Origin of the sequence: Pseudomonas sp. SH10-3B (genome assembly GCF_019891415.1) — a bacterium.
In the GTDB taxonomy this organism is placed as follows: Bacteria; Pseudomonadota; Gammaproteobacteria; order Pseudomonadales; family Pseudomonadaceae; genus Aquipseudomonas.
In genome coordinates this window covers 1-16,227 of the sequence record NZ_JAFLXD010000001.1, presented here as the reverse complement: position 1 = coordinate 16,227, position 16,227 = coordinate 1, and the positions used below count along the sequence as shown (strand labels likewise).

At 61.3% G+C, this 16,227-nt stretch carries 17 protein-coding genes; 10 read left to right on the top strand and 7 right to left on the bottom strand.

Translation table 11 applies throughout. The features are described from left to right. Positions 1-78: 78 nt before the first annotated feature. The 3 genes from J1G35_RS00085 to J1G35_RS00075 all read right to left on the bottom strand — a co-directional run bounded on the left by J1G35_RS00085 (position 79) and on the right by J1G35_RS00075 (position 2,565). Positions 79-474 carry a DNA polymerase III subunit chi gene (locus tag J1G35_RS00085; protein ID WP_082340980.1) on the bottom strand — a complete coding sequence of 132 codons (396 nt, stop codon included), beginning with the start codon at positions 472-474 and terminating at the stop codon, positions 79-81. 4 nt (positions 475-478) lie between these two features. After that, complete coding sequence (locus tag J1G35_RS00080; protein WP_223012837.1) at positions 479-907, bottom strand: DNA polymerase III subunit chi; 429 nt, start codon at positions 905-907, stop codon at positions 479-481. Positions 908-1,074: 167 nt separating this feature from the next. After that, positions 1,075-2,565 (bottom strand): leucyl aminopeptidase, encoded by a 1,491-nt coding sequence (locus tag J1G35_RS00075; RefSeq protein ID WP_223012835.1) that lies wholly within the window; start codon positions 2,563-2,565, stop codon positions 1,075-1,077. A gap of 283 nt (positions 2,566-2,848) precedes the next feature. On the opposite strand from J1G35_RS00075, the gene lptF reads away from it, so the two are divergent. The 10 genes from lptF (at position 2,849) to tadA (ending at position 13,193) form a co-directional block, all read left to right on the top strand. Beyond that, positions 2,849-3,967, top strand: coding sequence for an LPS export ABC transporter permease LptF (lptF, locus tag J1G35_RS00070; RefSeq protein ID WP_053133709.1), 1,119 nt, complete (start codon positions 2,849-2,851; stop codon positions 3,965-3,967). Continuing rightward, positions 3,960-5,039 carry an LPS export ABC transporter permease LptG gene (gene lptG, locus J1G35_RS00065; protein WP_053133706.1) on the top strand — a complete coding sequence of 360 codons (1,080 nt, stop codon included), beginning with the start codon at positions 3,960-3,962 and terminating at the stop codon, positions 5,037-5,039. The genes lptF and lptG overlap by 8 nt, the downstream gene beginning before the upstream one ends. 152 nt (positions 5,040-5,191) lie before the next feature. After that, positions 5,192-6,991, top strand: a complete 1,800-nt coding sequence (gene lepA, locus J1G35_RS00060; protein WP_027604664.1) for a translation elongation factor 4 — start codon at positions 5,192-5,194, stop codon at positions 6,989-6,991. Between the two features lie 5 nt (positions 6,992-6,996). Then, positions 6,997-7,851 carry a signal peptidase I gene (gene lepB / locus J1G35_RS00055; RefSeq protein ID WP_053133703.1) on the top strand — a complete coding sequence of 285 codons (855 nt, stop codon included), beginning with the start codon at positions 6,997-6,999 and terminating at the stop codon, positions 7,849-7,851. Positions 7,852-7,998: 147 nt separating this feature from the next. Continuing rightward, complete coding sequence (gene rnc / locus J1G35_RS00050) at positions 7,999-8,688, top strand: ribonuclease III (protein ID WP_027604662.1); 690 nt, start codon at positions 7,999-8,001, stop codon at positions 8,686-8,688. After that, positions 8,681-9,583, top strand: coding sequence for a GTPase Era (gene era, locus J1G35_RS00045; protein ID WP_010564067.1), 903 nt, complete (start codon positions 8,681-8,683; stop codon positions 9,581-9,583). Before rnc ends, era begins: the two co-directional genes overlap by 8 nt. Positions 9,584-9,724: 141 nt before the next feature. Beyond that, positions 9,725-10,414: a DNA repair protein RecO gene (gene recO / locus J1G35_RS00040; RefSeq protein WP_223012833.1), complete on the top strand. Its 690-nt coding sequence runs from the start codon at positions 9,725-9,727 to the stop codon at positions 10,412-10,414. 52 nt (positions 10,415-10,466) lie between these two features. Next, on the top strand, positions 10,467-11,210 hold the full coding sequence (gene pdxJ, locus J1G35_RS00035; protein WP_053133697.1) for a pyridoxine 5'-phosphate synthase: 744 nt from the start codon (positions 10,467-10,469) through the stop codon (positions 11,208-11,210). Between the two features lie 103 nt (positions 11,211-11,313). Continuing rightward, a complete protein-coding gene (locus J1G35_RS00030) occupies positions 11,314-12,696 on the top strand; it encodes a multicopper oxidase family protein (protein ID WP_223012831.1) in 1,383 nt (460 codons plus the stop codon). Further along, positions 12,696-13,193, top strand: coding sequence for a tRNA adenosine(34) deaminase TadA (gene tadA / locus J1G35_RS00025; protein WP_053133694.1), 498 nt, complete (start codon positions 12,696-12,698; stop codon positions 13,191-13,193). Before J1G35_RS00030 ends, tadA begins: the two co-directional genes overlap by 1 nt. Before the next feature lie 80 nt (positions 13,194-13,273). On the opposite strand, the gene cmoB is transcribed toward tadA, so the two are convergent. The 4 genes from cmoB to J1G35_RS00005 are packed head-to-tail and all read right to left on the bottom strand — an operon-like array spanning position 13,274 to position 16,053. Then, positions 13,274-14,230, bottom strand: a complete 957-nt coding sequence (cmoB, locus tag J1G35_RS00020) for a tRNA 5-methoxyuridine(34)/uridine 5-oxyacetic acid(34) synthase CmoB (RefSeq protein ID WP_053133691.1) — start codon at positions 14,228-14,230, stop codon at positions 13,274-13,276. Beyond that, entirely contained in the window at positions 14,227-14,970 is a 744-nt protein-coding gene (gene cmoA / locus J1G35_RS00015) for a carboxy-S-adenosyl-L-methionine synthase CmoA (protein ID WP_223012829.1), read from the bottom strand. The genes cmoB and cmoA overlap by 4 nt, the downstream gene beginning before the upstream one ends. Before the next feature lie 35 nt (positions 14,971-15,005). Further along, positions 15,006-15,662, bottom strand: a complete 657-nt coding sequence (locus J1G35_RS00010) for a lysoplasmalogenase (protein WP_053133685.1) — start codon at positions 15,660-15,662, stop codon at positions 15,006-15,008. Between the two features lies 1 nt (position 15,663). Further along, complete coding sequence (locus J1G35_RS00005; protein ID WP_053133682.1) at positions 15,664-16,053, bottom strand: protease inhibitor I42 family protein; 390 nt, start codon at positions 16,051-16,053, stop codon at positions 15,664-15,666. Positions 16,054-16,227: the final 174 nt, after the last annotated feature.

Genomic DNA, 16,227 nt, shown 5'->3' with positions numbered 1-16,227 from the left:
AGGCGAAGACGGGGTTAAGGGCAGGCAAGCAAATGTGGGAGGGGGCAAGCCCCCTCCCACAGGGGATCTATGGACGGTTTAAGACTGGTACTGGCTGAGCAGCCGCTCCATGCGCGCATCCATCCGGCGCTTGATCTCGGTTTCGATATGGGGGGCAAAGTCGTCGATCACGTCTTGCATGATCAGTTGCGCAGCGGCACGCAGTTCGTTGTCCAGGTGCAGCAGCAGGGCGTCGGGGCCCTTTTCAGCGGGCGCAGGGGCAGTGTCCACGACGACGGGAGCTTCAACGACCGGCTCCGGTGCAGCCTGCTTGCTACCGACCATGTCGAACAACAGCGGAATCTGTACCTCGCCATCGGCCTGTTCGGTCAGCAGCGGCGGTTGCAAGCCATCATCACCCAGCAACTGACGGATCGACTCGAGGTCGTCCAGCAGGTGGTCATCTTTTTTTGTCGGGTTGGGAGTGTCCATCATGTACTCAAAGTCGTTGTAGCCGGTGATCTTGCAAAGGATAGCCCTGTTCGCGGTAGAAACGGAAACTCTCCCGCGCGGCCTGACGAATAGCCGGATCTTCCACCACCACTTCCGCCACACGGGCGAAGGCCTTGGCAAACGGCGGTACTTTCAGGTCGAGGTTGACCAGCAGGTCATGGTGATCGCCGCAACTGTTGCCCAAACCCAGGACAACCTGGCCTTCGGGTTCGGATTCTGCGGGGCCGTGGGGCACGAAGCTTTCGCCCTTGAAGCGCCACAGGCGGGCGTCGAGCTCGTCGCGTTGGGTGGCATCGCTGCAATGCAGGTAGATGCGGTGGCCCATGCGCCAGGCTTTTTCGGTGAGTTTGCAGGCAAAGTCCAGGCGCGCAGAGGGATCGGCGCTGGGCAATATATAGAAGTCGACTTGGGTCATTGCGGTTCCTGGGCTGCCGCGCCTGCCGCCGTCATAATGTAGGAGCGAGCTTGCTCGCGAAGAACCTGAGAACAATGCGTTCATCCAGGATGAACGCGTTATCGTTGACGCTCTTCGCGAGCAAGCTCGCTCCTACAGTTGACCGCGGCAGGCAGCCGGGCAGGTGTTTAGGCTTTGGCGCGGTCCAGCAGGTATTGGGTCAGCAGTGGCACCGGACGGCCGGTGGCGCCCTTGTCCTTGCCGCCGCTGGTCCACGCGGTGCCGGCGATGTCCAGGTGCGCCCAGTTGAAGTTCTTGGCAAAGCGCGACAGGAAGCACGCAGCGGTGATGGTGCCGGCTTTCGGGCCACCGATGTTGGCGATGTCGGCGAACGGGCTGTCCAGCTGTTCCTGGTATTCATCGAACAGCGGCAGTTGCCAGGCGCGGTCGTCGGCGGCCTTGCCGGCGCTGAGCAGTTGCTCGATCAACTCGTCGTTGTTGCCCAGCAGGCCCGAGGTGTGGGAGCCCAGGGCAACGATGCAGGCACCGGTCAGGGTGGCGATGTCGATCACGGCCTGCGGCTTGAAGCGCTCGGCGTAGGTCAGTGCATCGCACAGCACCAGGCGGCCTTCGGCGTCGGTGTTGAGGATTTCCACGGTCTGGCCGCTGAGGGTGGTGACGATGTCGCCCGGACGGGCAGCGCCGCCGCTAGGCATGTTCTCCGCGCAGGCCAGGATGCACACCAGGTTGATCGGCAGCTTCAGTTCCAGCACGGCACGCAAGGTACCGAACACGCTGGCGGCTCCGCCCATGTCGTACTTCATCTCGTCCATGCCCAGGCCTGGCTTGAGGCTGATGCCGCCAGTGTCGAAGGTGATGCCTTTGCCGACCAGGGCGTAAGGCTTCTCGGACTTCTTGCCGCCGTTGTATTGCATCACGATCAGGCGTGGCGGCTGGTCGCTGCCCTGGCCCACGGCATAGAACGAGCCCATGCCCAGTTCCTTGATCTTCTTCTCGTCCAGGACTTCGACTTTCAGGCCCTTGAACTCTTTACCCAATGCCTTGGCCTGTTCGCCCAGGTAGGTCGGGTGGCAGATGTTCGGCGGCAGGTTGCCCAGGTCGCGGGTGAACGACATGCCATTGGCGATGGCCTGGGCGTGGGTCACGGCGCGCTCGACTTCAGCCTGGGCGGCCTTGATGGTCAGCAGGGTGATTTTCTTCAGGGCGCGGGGTTCGGCTTTCTGGCTCTTGAACTGGTCGAAGAAGTAGCCGCCGTCCACCAGGGTCTCGGCCAGCAGGCGGGTCTTGCCGTAGCTGTCACGGCCTTTGACCACGATTTCATCGAGCGCCAGCGCTGCATCGCTGCCGCCCAGGCCCTTGAGGGTGTTGAGGATGCCGCTGATGATCTTGCGGAACGGGCGGTCGCCCAGTTCAGCGTCCTTGCCCACGCCCACCAGCAATACGCGGTCGGCCTTGAGGTTGGGCAGGCTTTGCAGCAGCAGGCTCTGGCCGACTTTGCCGGCCAGGTCGCCGCGCTTGAGGACCGCGCTGATGGCGCCGCCGCTGAGTTCGTCGAGTTGCTTGGCGGCCACGCCCAGCGTGCGGCCTTCGCCGATGGCGACCACGAGGGTGGCGGTTTTCAACGTTTCGGGGCTAACGCTTTTTACAACCAATTCCATTTTCGGGTCCCTTATAAAGGTCTGAGAGCCTGCGTTTGTACGCAGGCTTTAAAGCTTGGCAGCTGTGTAAACCGCCAGCGACAAAGGCCGCAGTTTGAACCTCGCCGACGGAGCCTGACAACCCTTGGCGCACGCTTTGTAGGTGTGCGTGAGGTTGCGCAGTGACAGGCGCGGTCAATCACAGGATAATGCGCAATCTTTTTAGCTGGCCCGGTGTAAATGGGCTGACTCGGTATGCTTGCTTGTTTGGCCGCCTTAGCCTGACAACCCTGGAGTGTCTGGTTTGATCGTCTTCCGTTATCTGTCCCGCGAAGTCCTGTTGACCCTGAGTGCCGTGAGTGCGGTCCTGCTGGTCATCATCATGAGTGGTCGTTTCGTCAAATACCTGGCCCAGGCTGCCTCTGGCGCCCTGGACCCAGGCTCGTTGTTCCTGATCATGGGCTTTCGCCTGCCAGGGTTTTTGCAACTGATCCTGCCGCTGGGCCTGTTCCTTGGGATCCTGCTGGCATACGGGCGCTTGTACCTTGAAAGTGAAATGACCGTGCTCTCGGCCACCGGCATGAGCCAGCAGCGCCTGCTGGGCATGACCATGATCCCGGCGGCCGGCGTTGCGCTGATCGTGGCCTGGCTGAGCCTGAGCCTGGCTCCGCAGGGCGCCATGCAATTTCAGCTGGTGCTGAACAAGCAGGACGCGATGACTGAATTCGACACCCTCGAACCCGGGCGTTTCCAGGCGCTCAATGACGGCTCGCGGGTGACCTACACCGAAACCCTGACCGACGACCGCGCCAACCTGGGCGGTGTGTTCATCTCCGAAAAACGTTTTGGTCAAGACAAGAAAGACCGTGGCATTTCCGTGCTGGTGGCGGATTCGGGTCGCCAGGAAGTGCGCCCTGACGGCAGCCGCTACCTGATTCTGGAAAATGGCTATCGGTACGATGGCAGCCCAGGCATGGCGGACTATCGTGCGATCAAGTACGACACCTATGGCGTGATGCTGGCCCGCCCGGACATCAGCGACGAAGTCACCGACCGCGACGCCATCCCCACGACGGACCTGCTCGGTAGCAAGGAACTGCGTTCCATCGCCGAGCTGCAATGGCGGATTTCCCTGCCGCTGCTGGTGTTTATCGTGACCCTGATGGCCGTGCCGCTGTCACGCGTCAACCCGCGCCAGGGCCGTTTCCTCAAGCTGTTGCCGGCGATCCTGCTGTACATGGCTTACCTCACCATCCTGATTTCCGCCCGTGGGTCCCTGGAAAAAGGCAAGTTGTCGCCGGTCCTCGGCCTGTGGTGGGTGCACGGGATGTTCCTGGTGATTGGCCTGGGGCTGCTTTATTGGGAGCCTATTCGTTTGAAAATGATGAGCCGTCGTGGCCAGAAGGAGTTGGCTCGTGGGTAAGCTCGATCGTTATATAGGTAGCAGCGTCCTGATCGCCATCCTGGCGGTACTGGGCATCATCCTGGGCCTGGCCTCGTTGTTCGCCTTCATCGATGAGGTCGGCAACGTCAGTGACACCTATACCGTGTGGGACGTGCTGAGCTACGTGGCGCTGACCGCGCCGCGTCGTCTCTACGACATGATGCCGATGGCCGCGCTGATTGGTTGCCTGATCGGCCTGGGCAGCCTGGCCAGCAACAGCGAACTGACCATCATGCGTGCTGCTGGTGTCTCCATCGGTCGTATCGTCTGGGCGGTCATGAAGCCGATGTTGCTGCTGATGCTGTGCAGCGTGCTGATCGGTGAATACGTCGCGCCGCCGGCCGAAAGCACTGCCCAGGCCAATCGCGCCCTGGCCCAAGGGTCGGGCGATGCACAAAGCGCCAAGCATGGCCTGTGGCACCGTCAGGGTGATGAGTTCATCCATATCAACGCCGTGCAACCGGGCGGGTTGTTGATCGGTGTGACGCGCTACACGTTCGATAAGGAACGTCACATGCTGTCGTCCAGCTTCGCCAAACGCGCGCAGTACAGCGACGAAAAGTGGCAACTGACCGATATCACCACCACCCACTTCCGCAATGTCGGCCAAGGCACCAAGGCCAGCACCGAAGTGATCAATGTGCCAAGTGAAGAGTGGGACATCGCCCTCAAGCCGGAACTGCTCAATACGGTAGTGATGATCCCCGAAAGCCTGCCGATCTCCGGGCTGTGGGGGTATATCCACTACCTGAAGGACCAGGGCTTGAATAACGGTCGTTACTGGCTGGCATTTTGGGTCAAGGTGTTGCAGCCGGTGGTGACCGCCGCACTGGTGCTGATGGCGATCTCGTTCATCTTCGGTCCGTTGCGCTCCGTGACCCTCGGCCAGCGGGTATTTACCGGCGTGCTGGTAGGGTTCACCTTCCGTATCGCCCAGGATCTGCTCGGCCCGTCGAGCCTGGTGTTCGGGTTCTCGCCACTGTTTGCAGTGCTGGTGCCGACGGCCATCTGTGCCCTGGCTGGGTTCTGGCTGCTGCGCCGAGCCGGCTGATACCGTACTTATGCGCAAAAAAATGCCCCGCTCGAATGAGTGGGGCATTTTTGTTCTGGTCAGCAAAGATGACGTCTGGCCTGAGCATCAGGTACAATTCCCGGCTATTTTTCAGCGGGCAATCTGCCTGCAGCCTTTTTGAGTGTTGATCCGTGAGTGATTTGAGTCATATCCGCAATTTCTCCATCATCGCCCACATTGACCATGGTAAGTCGACGCTGGCCGATCGATTCATCCAGATGTGCGGCGGCCTTGCCGAGCGTGAAATGGAAGCCCAGGTGCTGGACTCCATGGACCTCGAACGCGAGCGCGGGATCACCATCAAGGCCCACAGCGTTACCCTGTACTACACCGCCAAAGACGGTATCAAGTACCAGTTGAACTTCATTGACACCCCGGGCCACGTTGACTTCACCTACGAAGTCAGCCGCTCCCTGGCGGCCTGCGAAGGTGCGCTGCTGGTGGTGGACGCGGGCCAGGGCGTTGAAGCCCAGTCCGTGGCCAACTGCTACACCGCCATCGAGCAAGGCCTGGAAGTCATGCCGGTGCTGAACAAGATCGACCTGCCGCAGGCCGATCCAGACCGCGTAAAAGAAGAAATCGAAAAAATCATCGGGATTGACGCCACCGACGCCGTCGAGTGCAGCGCCAAGACCGGCCTGGGCGTCGACGAAGTGCTCGAACGCCTGGTCAAGACCATTCCAGCCCCCACCGGCAACTACGAAGATCCGCTGCAAGCGTTGATCATCGACTCCTGGTTCGACAACTACCTGGGGGTTGTCTCCCTGGTACGCGTGCGCCACGGCCGTGTGAAGAAGGGCGACAAGATCCTGGTCAAGTCCACCGGCAAGATCCACCTGGTGGACAGCGTCGGCGTATTCAACCCCAAGCACACCGCGACCACTGATCTGAAAGCCGGCGAAGTAGGCTTCATCATCGCCGGTATCAAGGACATCCACGGTGCGCCGGTCGGTGACACCCTGACCTTGAGCTCCACCCCTGACGTCGACGTGCTGCCGGGCTTCAAGCGTATCCAGCCGCAGGTCTACGCCGGCCTGTTCCCGGTCAGCTCCGACGACTTCGAAGACTTCCGCGAAGCCCTGCAAAAGCTGACCCTCAACGACTCGTCGTTGCAGTACACCCCGGAAAGCTCCGACGCCCTGGGCTTCGGCTTCCGCTGCGGCTTCCTCGGCATGCTGCACATGGAGATCATCCAGGAGCGCCTGGAGCGCGAATACGACCTGGACCTGATCACCACGGCGCCAACGGTTATTTTTGAGCTGCTGCTCAAAAACGGTGAAACGATTTACGTCGACAACCCGTCCAAGCTCCCAGACCTGTCTTCCATCGAAGACATGCGCGAACCGATCGTGCGGGCCAATATCCTTGTGCCGCAGGAACACCTGGGCAACGTCATTACCCTGTGTATCGAAAAGCGTGGCGTGCAGCACGACATGCTGTTCCTCGGTACCCAGGTGCAAGTGACCTACGATTTGCCGATGAACGAAGTGGTCCTGGACTTCTTCGACCGTCTCAAATCCACCAGTCGCGGCTATGCTTCGTTGGATTATCATTTCGACCGTTACCAATCGGCTAATCTGGTCAAGCTGGATGTGCTGATCAACGGCGATAAGGTCGATGCCCTGGCACTGATCGTGCACAAGGACAACGCGCACTACAAAGGTCGCCAACTGACCGAGAAGATGAAAGAACTGATTCCGCGCCAGATGTTCGACGTCGCGATCCAGGCCGCCATTGGCGGGCAGATCATTGCGCGGACCTCCGTCAAGGCTCTCAGAAAGAACGTACTGGCCAAATGCTACGGCGGTGACGTAAGCCGTAAGCGCAAGCTGCTTGAGAAGCAAAAGGCCGGTAAAAAACGCATGAAGCAAGTGGGCAACGTGGAAATTCCACAAGAAGCCTTCCTTGCGGTGCTCAGGTTGGATAGTTAGGTCCTATGTCGCTAAATTTCCCGCTGTTGCTGGTCATCGCCGTTGCCGTTTGCGGTCTCCTGGCGTTGCTCGATCTGGTGTTCTTCGCCCCGCGTCGGCGGGCGGCTATCGCGGCCTATCAGGGCAGCGTCAGCCAGCCTGATGGCGTGGTGATCGAGAAGCTGAACAAAGAGCCCTTGCTGGTTGAATACGGCAAGTCGTTCTTTCCGGTGTTGTTCATCGTGCTGGTCTTGCGCTCGTTCCTGGTAGAGCCGTTTCAGATCCCGTCGGGCTCGATGAAACCTACCCTGGACGTGGGCGACTTCATCCTGGTGAACAAGTTCTCCTACGGGATTCGCCTGCCGGTGATCGATAAGAAGGTCATTGAAGTCGGTGATCCGCAGCGCGGCGATGTGATGGTGTTCCGCTACCCGAGCGACCCGAACGTCAACTACATCAAGCGTGTGGTAGGCCTGCCGGGCGACGTGATTCGCTACACCAGCGACAAGCGCCTGTTCATCAATGGCGAGTCGGTGGCCGAGAAGTTGATCGGTTCCGAACCGAACAGCCTGGGCAGCGCCGAGCTGTACCAGGAAAAACTCGGGGCGGTAGAGCACGAAATCCGCAAGGAAATGAGCCGCTACCGCGCCATGCCTGATGGCGAGTGGAAAGTGCCGGCCGGGCACTATTTCATGATGGGCGACAACCGCGACAACTCCAACGACAGCCGCTACTGGGATGACCCGAGCATTCCCAAGGATCTGCTGGGCATGGTTCCCGACCAGAATATCGTCGGCAAGGCCTTCGCGGTCTGGATGAGCTGGCCGGAACCCAAGCTCAGCCACCTGCCGAACTTCTCGCGGGTCGGGCTGATCAAGTAATACAAGCGGCGCTGTGAACACAGCGCCGACTGCTTTTCTGGGGCTTGGACATTTTCCGTCCCCATGCAATACCAACCAGGATTTGAATTTGAACACTGCGTCAATCGTCGATGGCCGCCGGTGCCACCACACAGATATGGGTAAACCGTGACCGTTTCTCTGAGTCGTCTCGAGCGCCAGCTCGGCTACACCTTCAAGGATCAGGAATTGATGGTCCTTGCCCTCACACACCGCAGCTTTGCAGGGCGTAATAACGAACGCCTGGAATTCCTCGGTGATGCCATCCTCAATTTTGTCGCCGGTGAAGCGCTGTTCGAGCGTTTCCCCCAAGCCCGTGAAGGCCAGTTGTCACGCCTGCGCGCACGCCTGGTAAAAGGCGAGACCCTGGCCGTGCTGGCCCGTGGCTTTGGCCTGGGCGAGTACCTGCGGTTGGGTTCCGGTGAGTTGAAGAGCGGCGGTTTTCGCCGTGAGTCGATCCTGGCCGATGCGCTTGAAGCGTTGATCGGTGCGATCTACCTCGATGCCGGCATGGAAGCAGCCAAGGAGCGCGTCACCGCGTGGCTGACCTCCGAGATCGAAAGCCTCACGCTGGTCGACACCAACAAAGATCCGAAGACCCGCCTGCAGGAATTCCTGCAGTCGCGCGGTTGTGACCTGCCACGCTACGAAGTGGTGGATATCCAGGGTGAGCCCCATTGCCGCGTGTTCTTCGTGGAATGTGAAATCACCTTACTGAATGAAAAAAGCCGAGGTCAGGGTGTGAGCCGTCGTATTGCCGAACAGGTAGCGGCCGCTGCAGCACTGATTGCCCTGGGCGTGGAGAATGGCCATGACTGATTCAACCGCAACACGCTGTGGCTATGTTGCCATCGTCGGCCGCCCGAACGTGGGCAAGTCGACGCTGCTGAACCACATCCTCGGCCAGAAGCTTGCAATCACCTCGCGCAAGCCGCAGACCACCCGCCACAACATGCTGGGCATCAAGACCGAAGGCAACGTGCAAGCGGTCTACGTCGACACCCCAGGCATGCACAAAGGCGGCGAGAAAGCCCTTAACCGCTACATGAACAAGACCGCCTCGGCAGCGTTGAAAGACGTCGACGTGGTGATCTTCGTGGTCGACCGCACCAAATGGACCGACGAAGACCAGATGGTGCTGGAGCGTGTGCAGTACGTCACCGGCCCGTTGATCGTCGCGCTGAACAAGACCGACCGCATCGAAGACAAAGCCGAGCTGATGCCGCACCTGAGCTGGTTGCAGGAGCAACTGCCGAACGCCCAGATCATGCCGATCTCGGCCCAGCACGGTCACAACCTCGACGCCCTGGAGCGCGTGATCGCCGGCTACCTGCCGGAGAACGAGCACTTCTTCCCGGAAGACCAGATCACCGACCGCAGCAGCCGTTTCCTCGCCGCCGAACTGGTGCGTGAGAAAATCATGCGCCAGATGGGCGCCGAGCTGCCGTACCAGATCACCGTCGAAATCGAAGAGTTCAAGCAGCAGGGCAAGACCCTGCATATCCATGCGCTGATCCTCGTCGAACGTGACGGCCAGAAGAAAATCATCATTGGCGACAAGGGCGAGCGCATCAAGCGCATCGGCACCGAAGCGCGCAAGGACATGGAATTGCTGTTCGATTCCAAGATCATGCTCAACCTGTGGGTGAAGGTTAAAGGCGGCTGGTCTGACGATGAGCGTGCACTGCGCTCCCTCGGCTACGGCGACCTGTAAAGACACCGCAGGGCAAAAATGTGGGAGGGGGCTTGCTCCCGATGGCGGTGGTTCAGTCACTTATCTATCAACTGACCCACCGCTATCGGGAGCAAGCCCCCTCCCACATTAGGTTTGTGTTGTTTTCAAGATAGAGAACCCATGTCCCAATCCCCACCTCCGAGCCAACTCGCCTACGTCCTGCACAGCCGCGCCTACCGCGAGACCAGCGCGTTGGTGGATTTCCTCACGCCCCAAGGCCGCCTGCGCGCGGTGTTGCGTAGCGCGCGGGGCAAGGCGGGGACACTGGCCCGGCCCTTCGTGGCGTTGGATGTGGAGTTTCGCGGCAAGGGCGAGTTGAAGAATGTCGGCCGCCTGGAAAGCGTCGGCACGTCCGCCTGGCTCAATGGCGATGCGCTGTTCAGTGGCCTCTACCTCAATGAGTTGCTGATCCGCCTGCTGCCAGCAGAGGACCCGCACCCGGCTGTCTTCGATCACTACGCCGCCACGTTGCTGGCCCTGGCAGAAGGTCGCCCCCTGGAGCCGCTGCTGCGCGCCTTCGAATGGCGCCTGCTCGACGACCTGGGCTACGGCTTCGAACTGAACAATGACCTGCATGGCGAGCCCATCGCCGCCGACGGCATGTACCGCCTGCAGGTGGATGCAGGCCTGGAGCGTGTGTACCTGCTGCAACCGGGCCTGTTCCAGGGCACCGAGCTGCTGGCCATGAGTGAAGCCGACTGGAGCGCACCCGGTGCGCTGTCCGCCGCCAAGCGCTTGATGCGCCAGGCCCTGGCCGTGCACTTGGGTGGACGGCCGCTGGTCAGTCGCGAGTTGTTTCGAAAGCCCTGACATCCCCGTGTATGCTGTGCAGCGTTTCTTTCCCCTTTTCAGGAGCGCTTCCGTGACCACCAGCAATCGCATTCTTCTTGGCGTCAACATCGACCACGTCGCTACCCTGCGCCAGGCCCGGGGCACCCGTTACCCTGACCCGGTCAAGGCCGCGCTGGACGCCGAAGAAGCGGGCGCCGACGGCATCACCGTGCACCTGCGCGAAGACCGCCGTCACATCCAGGAGCGCGACGTGCTGCTGCTCAAGGACGTGCTGCAAACCCGCATGAACTTCGAGATGGGCGTCACCGAAGAAATGATGGCCTTCGCCGAGCGCATTCGCCCGGCGCACATCTGCCTGGTCCCGGAAACCCGCCAGGAACTGACCACCGAAGGCGGCCTCGACGTGGCGGGCCAGGAAGCGCGGATCAAGGCCGCCGTGGAGCGTCTGTCGAAGATCGGCAGCGAAGTCTCGCTGTTCATCGACGCCGACGAGCGCCAGATCGAAGCGTCCCGCCGTGTCGGCGCGCCGGCCATCGAACTGCACACCGGCCGGTACGCCGACGCCACCACACCGACCGAAGTGGCGGATGAACTGCAGCGCATCATTGACGGTGTGAACTGCGGCCTCACTGAAGGCCTGATCGTCAACGCCGGCCACGGCCTGCACTACCACAACGTCGAAGCGGTGGCTGCGATCAAGGGCATCAACGAGCTGAACATCGGCCATGCGCTGGTAGCCCACGCGCTGTTCGTCGGTTTCAAAGGCGCGGTTGCCGAGATGAAAGCCCTGATCCTGGCCGCCGCCAAGCGCTGACCGCCGATCCGCGGCAATGCGAAGCCTTACTGTTTAGCCAATGCAGGTGTATCGTATCTGCCCTTTGCAGGCCCTGTGCCTGCGGCAGATACGTGAGGTTGTTGTGTCCCGATCCTTTTCCCGTCGACAAATCCTGGGTGGTCTTGCAGGCCTGGCCGTAGTGGGCGTCGGTGCCGGTGGCGCCTACCGCTACTGGCTGGGGAAAGTCGCCGAAGCCGAAGCGGGGCACGATTATGAACTGATCGCCGCGCCGCTCGATGTGGAACTGGTGCCGGGGCACAAGACCGAAGCCTGGGCCTTTGGCCCGTCGGCGCCGGGCACCGAGTTGCGCGTGCGCCAGGGTGAATGGCTGCGCGTGCGCTTTATCAACCACCTACCGGTCGCCACCACCATCCACTGGCACGGCATCCGCCTGCCGCTGGAAATGGACGGCGTGCCCTACGTCTCGCAATTGCCGGTGTTGCCCGGCGAATACTTCGACTACAAATTCCGCGTGCCCGACGCCGGCAGCTACTGGTATCACCCCCATGTGAACAGCAGCGAAGAACTCGGCCGAGGCCTTGTCGGCCCGCTGATCATTGAAGAACGCGAGCCCACCGGGTTCAAACACGAACGCACCCTCAGCCTGAAGAGCTGGCACGTGGACGAAGAGGGCGCCTTTGTCGCCTTCAGCATTCCCCGTGAAGCCGCGCGGGGCGGTACGGCCGGGCGCCTGTCGACGATCAATGGCGTCTCCCAGGCGGTGATCGACTTGCCCGCCGGGCAGATCACCCGCGTGCGCCTGCTCAACCTCGACAACACCCTGACCTATCGCATCAACATCCCCGACGTCGAAGCGCAGATCTACGCCCTTGACGGCAACCCTGTCGAACCGCGCCCGCTGGGCAAGGAATACTGGCTGGGCCCGGGCATGCGTATCTGCCTGGCGATCAAGGCACCGCCGGCGGGCGAGGAACTGTCGATCCGCAACGGCCCGGTGCGCGTGGGCACTTTCCGCTCAGTCGCCAACACCGATGCACCAACCCAATGGCCACCGGCATTGCCCGCCAACCCGATTGCCGAGCCGGACCTGGCCAATGCGGAGAAACTCAACTTCAATTTCGAGTGGGTCGGTTCAGTGTCGGTGAATGTCGATAATGGCAAGCCGCCGAGCCTGTGGCAGATCAACGGCCAGGCCTGGGACATCACCGACAAGACCTGCGCCGACCGCCCGATTGCCAAGCTGGAAAAGGGCAAGAGCTACATTTTCGAATTGAAGAACATGACCCAGTACCAACACCCGATCCACCTGCACGGCATGAGTTTCAAGGTGATCGCCTCGAACCGCCACAAGGTGATCCCGTACTTCACCGACACTTACCTGCTGGGCAAGAATGAACGCGCTCGCGTGGCCTTGGTGGCGGATAACCCGGGGGTGTGGATGTTCCACTGCCACGTGATCGACCATATGGAAACCGGCCTGATGGCCGCCATCGAGGTGGCGTGATGCGCCAGTTTCGCCCCACGGCGATCATCGACCGCAGCCGCGACCAGGATTTCATGCGCGAAGCCCTGGCCCTTGCCGCCCAAGGCGCGGCGCTGGGCGAAGTGCCGGTAGGCGCGGTGCTGGTGCAGGACGGTGAAATCATCGGTCGCGGCTTCAACTGCCCGATCAGTGGCAATGACCCCAGTGCCCACGCCGAAATGGTCGCCATCCGCGCCGCCGCGCAGGCTGTCAGCAACTACCGCCTGCCGGGCAGTACGCTGTACGTGACCCTGGAACCGTGCAGCATGTGCGCCGGCCTGATCGTGCATTCGCGGATTGCACGGGTGGTGTATGGCGCGTTGGAGCCAAAGGCGGGGATTGTGCAAAGCCAGGGGCAGTTTTTTACCCAGGGCTTTCTGAATCATCGGGTGTTGTTTGAAGGCGGCGTGCTGGCCGAGGAGTGCGGCACGGTGTTGAGCGAATTCTTCAAGGCCCGTCGAGCCAAGCCCCCGCTCTAAAGAACACTGATGAGCAAATGTGGGAGGGGGCTTGCCCCCCTCCCACATTTGTATCTCTGTTGTTTCAGGGAGATTAGCGGTTACTTTTTAGCGATGATGACCGCCCGCATCGGTGCCGGCAGCCCTTCAATCGTCTTGCTGTGATCTTCCGGATCGAGGAAGTCGCTGAGGGACTGATACTTCATCCACGCCGTCCCGCGCTGTTCCTCCACCGTAGTCACGCTCACATCCACGCACCTCACATCACTGAACCCGGCACGGCGCAGCCACAGCATCAACGCCGGCACCGAGGGCAGAAACCACACGTTACGCATCTGCGCATAACGGTCTTCCGGCACCAGCACCTGTTGCTGGTCGCCTTCGACCACCAGGGTTTCCAGGACCAGTTCGCCGCCCTTGACCAGGGTGTCCTTCAGCGCCAGCAGATGTTCGATCGGCGAGCGACGGTGATAGAAAACACCCATGGAAAACACGGTGTCGAAGCCTTCCAGGTTCGCTGGCAGGTCTTCAAACGGGAACGGCAGGTGCCAGGCCTTGGGTTCGGACAGGTAACGCTGTACGGCTTGGAACTGGCAGAAGAACAGCCAATTCGGGTCGACGCCAATCACGCTGTCGGCCCCGGCGCCGAGCATGCGCCACATGTAGTAACCGTTGCCGCAACCGACATCGAGAATGCGCTTGCCCTTCAGGTCCAGGTGCGGGGCCACACGCGACCACTTCCAGTCCGAGCGCCATTCGGTGTCCACGTGCACGCCGAACAGGTGGAACGGGCCCTTGCGCCATGGGCTCAAGCCCATCAGCGCGGTGTGCATTTGCGCGCGGGTGGCGTCGTCGCAATCGGTGTCCAGCACCAGGCCATTGAGCAAGTCGACTTCACTGGGCTGGATCTTTGGCAGCGCGTCCAGGGCACTCTGCCAACGCTCCAGGTCGCCATGACCCTTTTCCATCTTGCTATCGAGCTGCGCTTGCAGGCCTTGGGCCCAGACGGCCAGGGGAGTGCCGACCAGATGGCGGGCGAGGGGGGACAGATCAATCATGGCAAGGCAATCAACGAGGCAAAGTTAAGACACTGGAACCACGGCACGACTTTCGAGAACCCGGCCGCCAGCAGGCGTTCGCGGTGTTCTTCGAGGCTGTCGGGCTTCATGACATTTTCGATGGCGCTGCGCTTCTGGGCGATTTCCAGTTCGCTGTAGCCGTTGGCGCGTTTGAACGCGATATGCAGGTCGGTGAGCAGCGCATGTTCTTCAAGGTCGTTGAAGCGCAGCTTTTCCGAGAGGATCAACGCACCGCCGGGCAGCAATGACTGGCGGATACGCCCGAGCAATGCCAGGCGCTCATCCGGGGCGATAAATTGCAGGGTGAAGTTCAACGCCACCACCGAGGCCGGTTGGAACTGCAACGCGAGGATATCGCCCTCGATCACCTCGACCGGCAGCAGCTCCTGGAACATCGAGTCCTGGCCATTGAGGTATTCGCGGCAGCGCTCGACCATGGCCGCCGAGTTATCCACAGCGATCACTCGGCAACCGTCCGTGCGCACATGGCGACGCAAGGCCTGGGTCACCGCACCCAGGGACGAACCCAGGTCGTAGAGCACGCTGTTCGGTTGGGCAAATTGCGCCGCGAGCACGCCGAGGTTTTCGACAATCGTCGGGTAACCGGGCACCGAGCGCTTGATCATGTCCGGGAACACCCGCACCACGTCCTCGTTAAAGGCGAAGTCCGGCACCTGGGGCAGGGGCTGGGCGAATAGGCGATCGGGTTCTTTGCTCACGGTTGTTCCGGCGACGAGGGGGAAAGGCCGGCATTTTAGCCAAGTTGGCCCTCATGTGCGCGGGTTGTCTGATGGAAAGCCGAGGCCGTGATTCCCCATTGGCCGAGCCAGTAAGTTGTGATCAACAAATACGGCGCGGCCTCGAACGACAGCACAAACCGATTGATGCCGATCAGCGTGTCGGAAAACACAAACGACACCGCACCCGCCGCCGCCAGCAGCGCCGAGCGTTTCGGCACCTCGCTGCCCAGGCGTGCCAGCGCGCGCCAGAGCATGGCGCTGATCACCGTCGCGTAAACCACCACCGGTATCAGCAGTTCACCGAGGCCATGGGAGATCAGGATGCTCAGCAGGACCGCGCCCACGCCCAGCGCCAACACCAACGGCAACAGCGCCAAACGGCGGCAGTCACTGAAATAGGCCTTGAGATAGGCCAGGTGCGCAAACAGGAAGGCGCCGAGGCCGAAGATAAACAGGTCGCCCGGCCAGGCGAGCAATACATCGCCGACCAGGGAAAAAATCAGCCCCAGGCTGATCCAGCGTCGATAGTCGGTAGGCGGCGCATCATGCAGCCAGCCCAGCAGCGCCAGCACCGGCAGCGGCTTGACCAGCAGACACAGCAACGTGGCACCGGTGCTCAGGCCGTAGATAAAGGTGCCTGCGCCCATCAACGCAAGAATCAGCCATGGCATATCAGTTCACCGTAATGGCGCAGTCGAAGGTCTCGGCGGGCTCGGCTTCCGGTTCCCAGGGTTGCTGAGAGGTCAGGCGCAAACGACCCTGGCCGGCCGCGAACGCCTGGAAGCGCCAGGTGGACTGGCCACCGCCACCGATCACGCCGGATTCCGAACTGCTGTAGACCTCGGGGCTCAGCGCACGCAACACGCCACCGGCGGAATCCTGGATGGCCCAGCGGTAGCCGGTCGTGGGGTTGCTTGGCAGGGTGAGGATCAGGTTTTGCCCGGTTTTGAGTTGCAGCGGGCAAGCGCCCTGTTCTTCCACAGTGACGTTTTGCTTCGGCGCACTGGCGCAGGCGGCGAGCAGGCAAAGGCTCAGGGGGAGAAGCAGGCGGGCAGCGGTCATGGGGGCTCCGTTGTTTGGCGACGAAGACCGAGCATAACCGAAGATGAGACAAGGTGTGACAAGAGGACCGCAGAGTGCCCCTCGTGGCGAGCAGGCTTGCCCTGCGTTGGGCTGCGCTGCAGCCCCAAAACTAACGACCCCATTCTTCCAGAAAGAATGGGGTCTTTTTAAAAG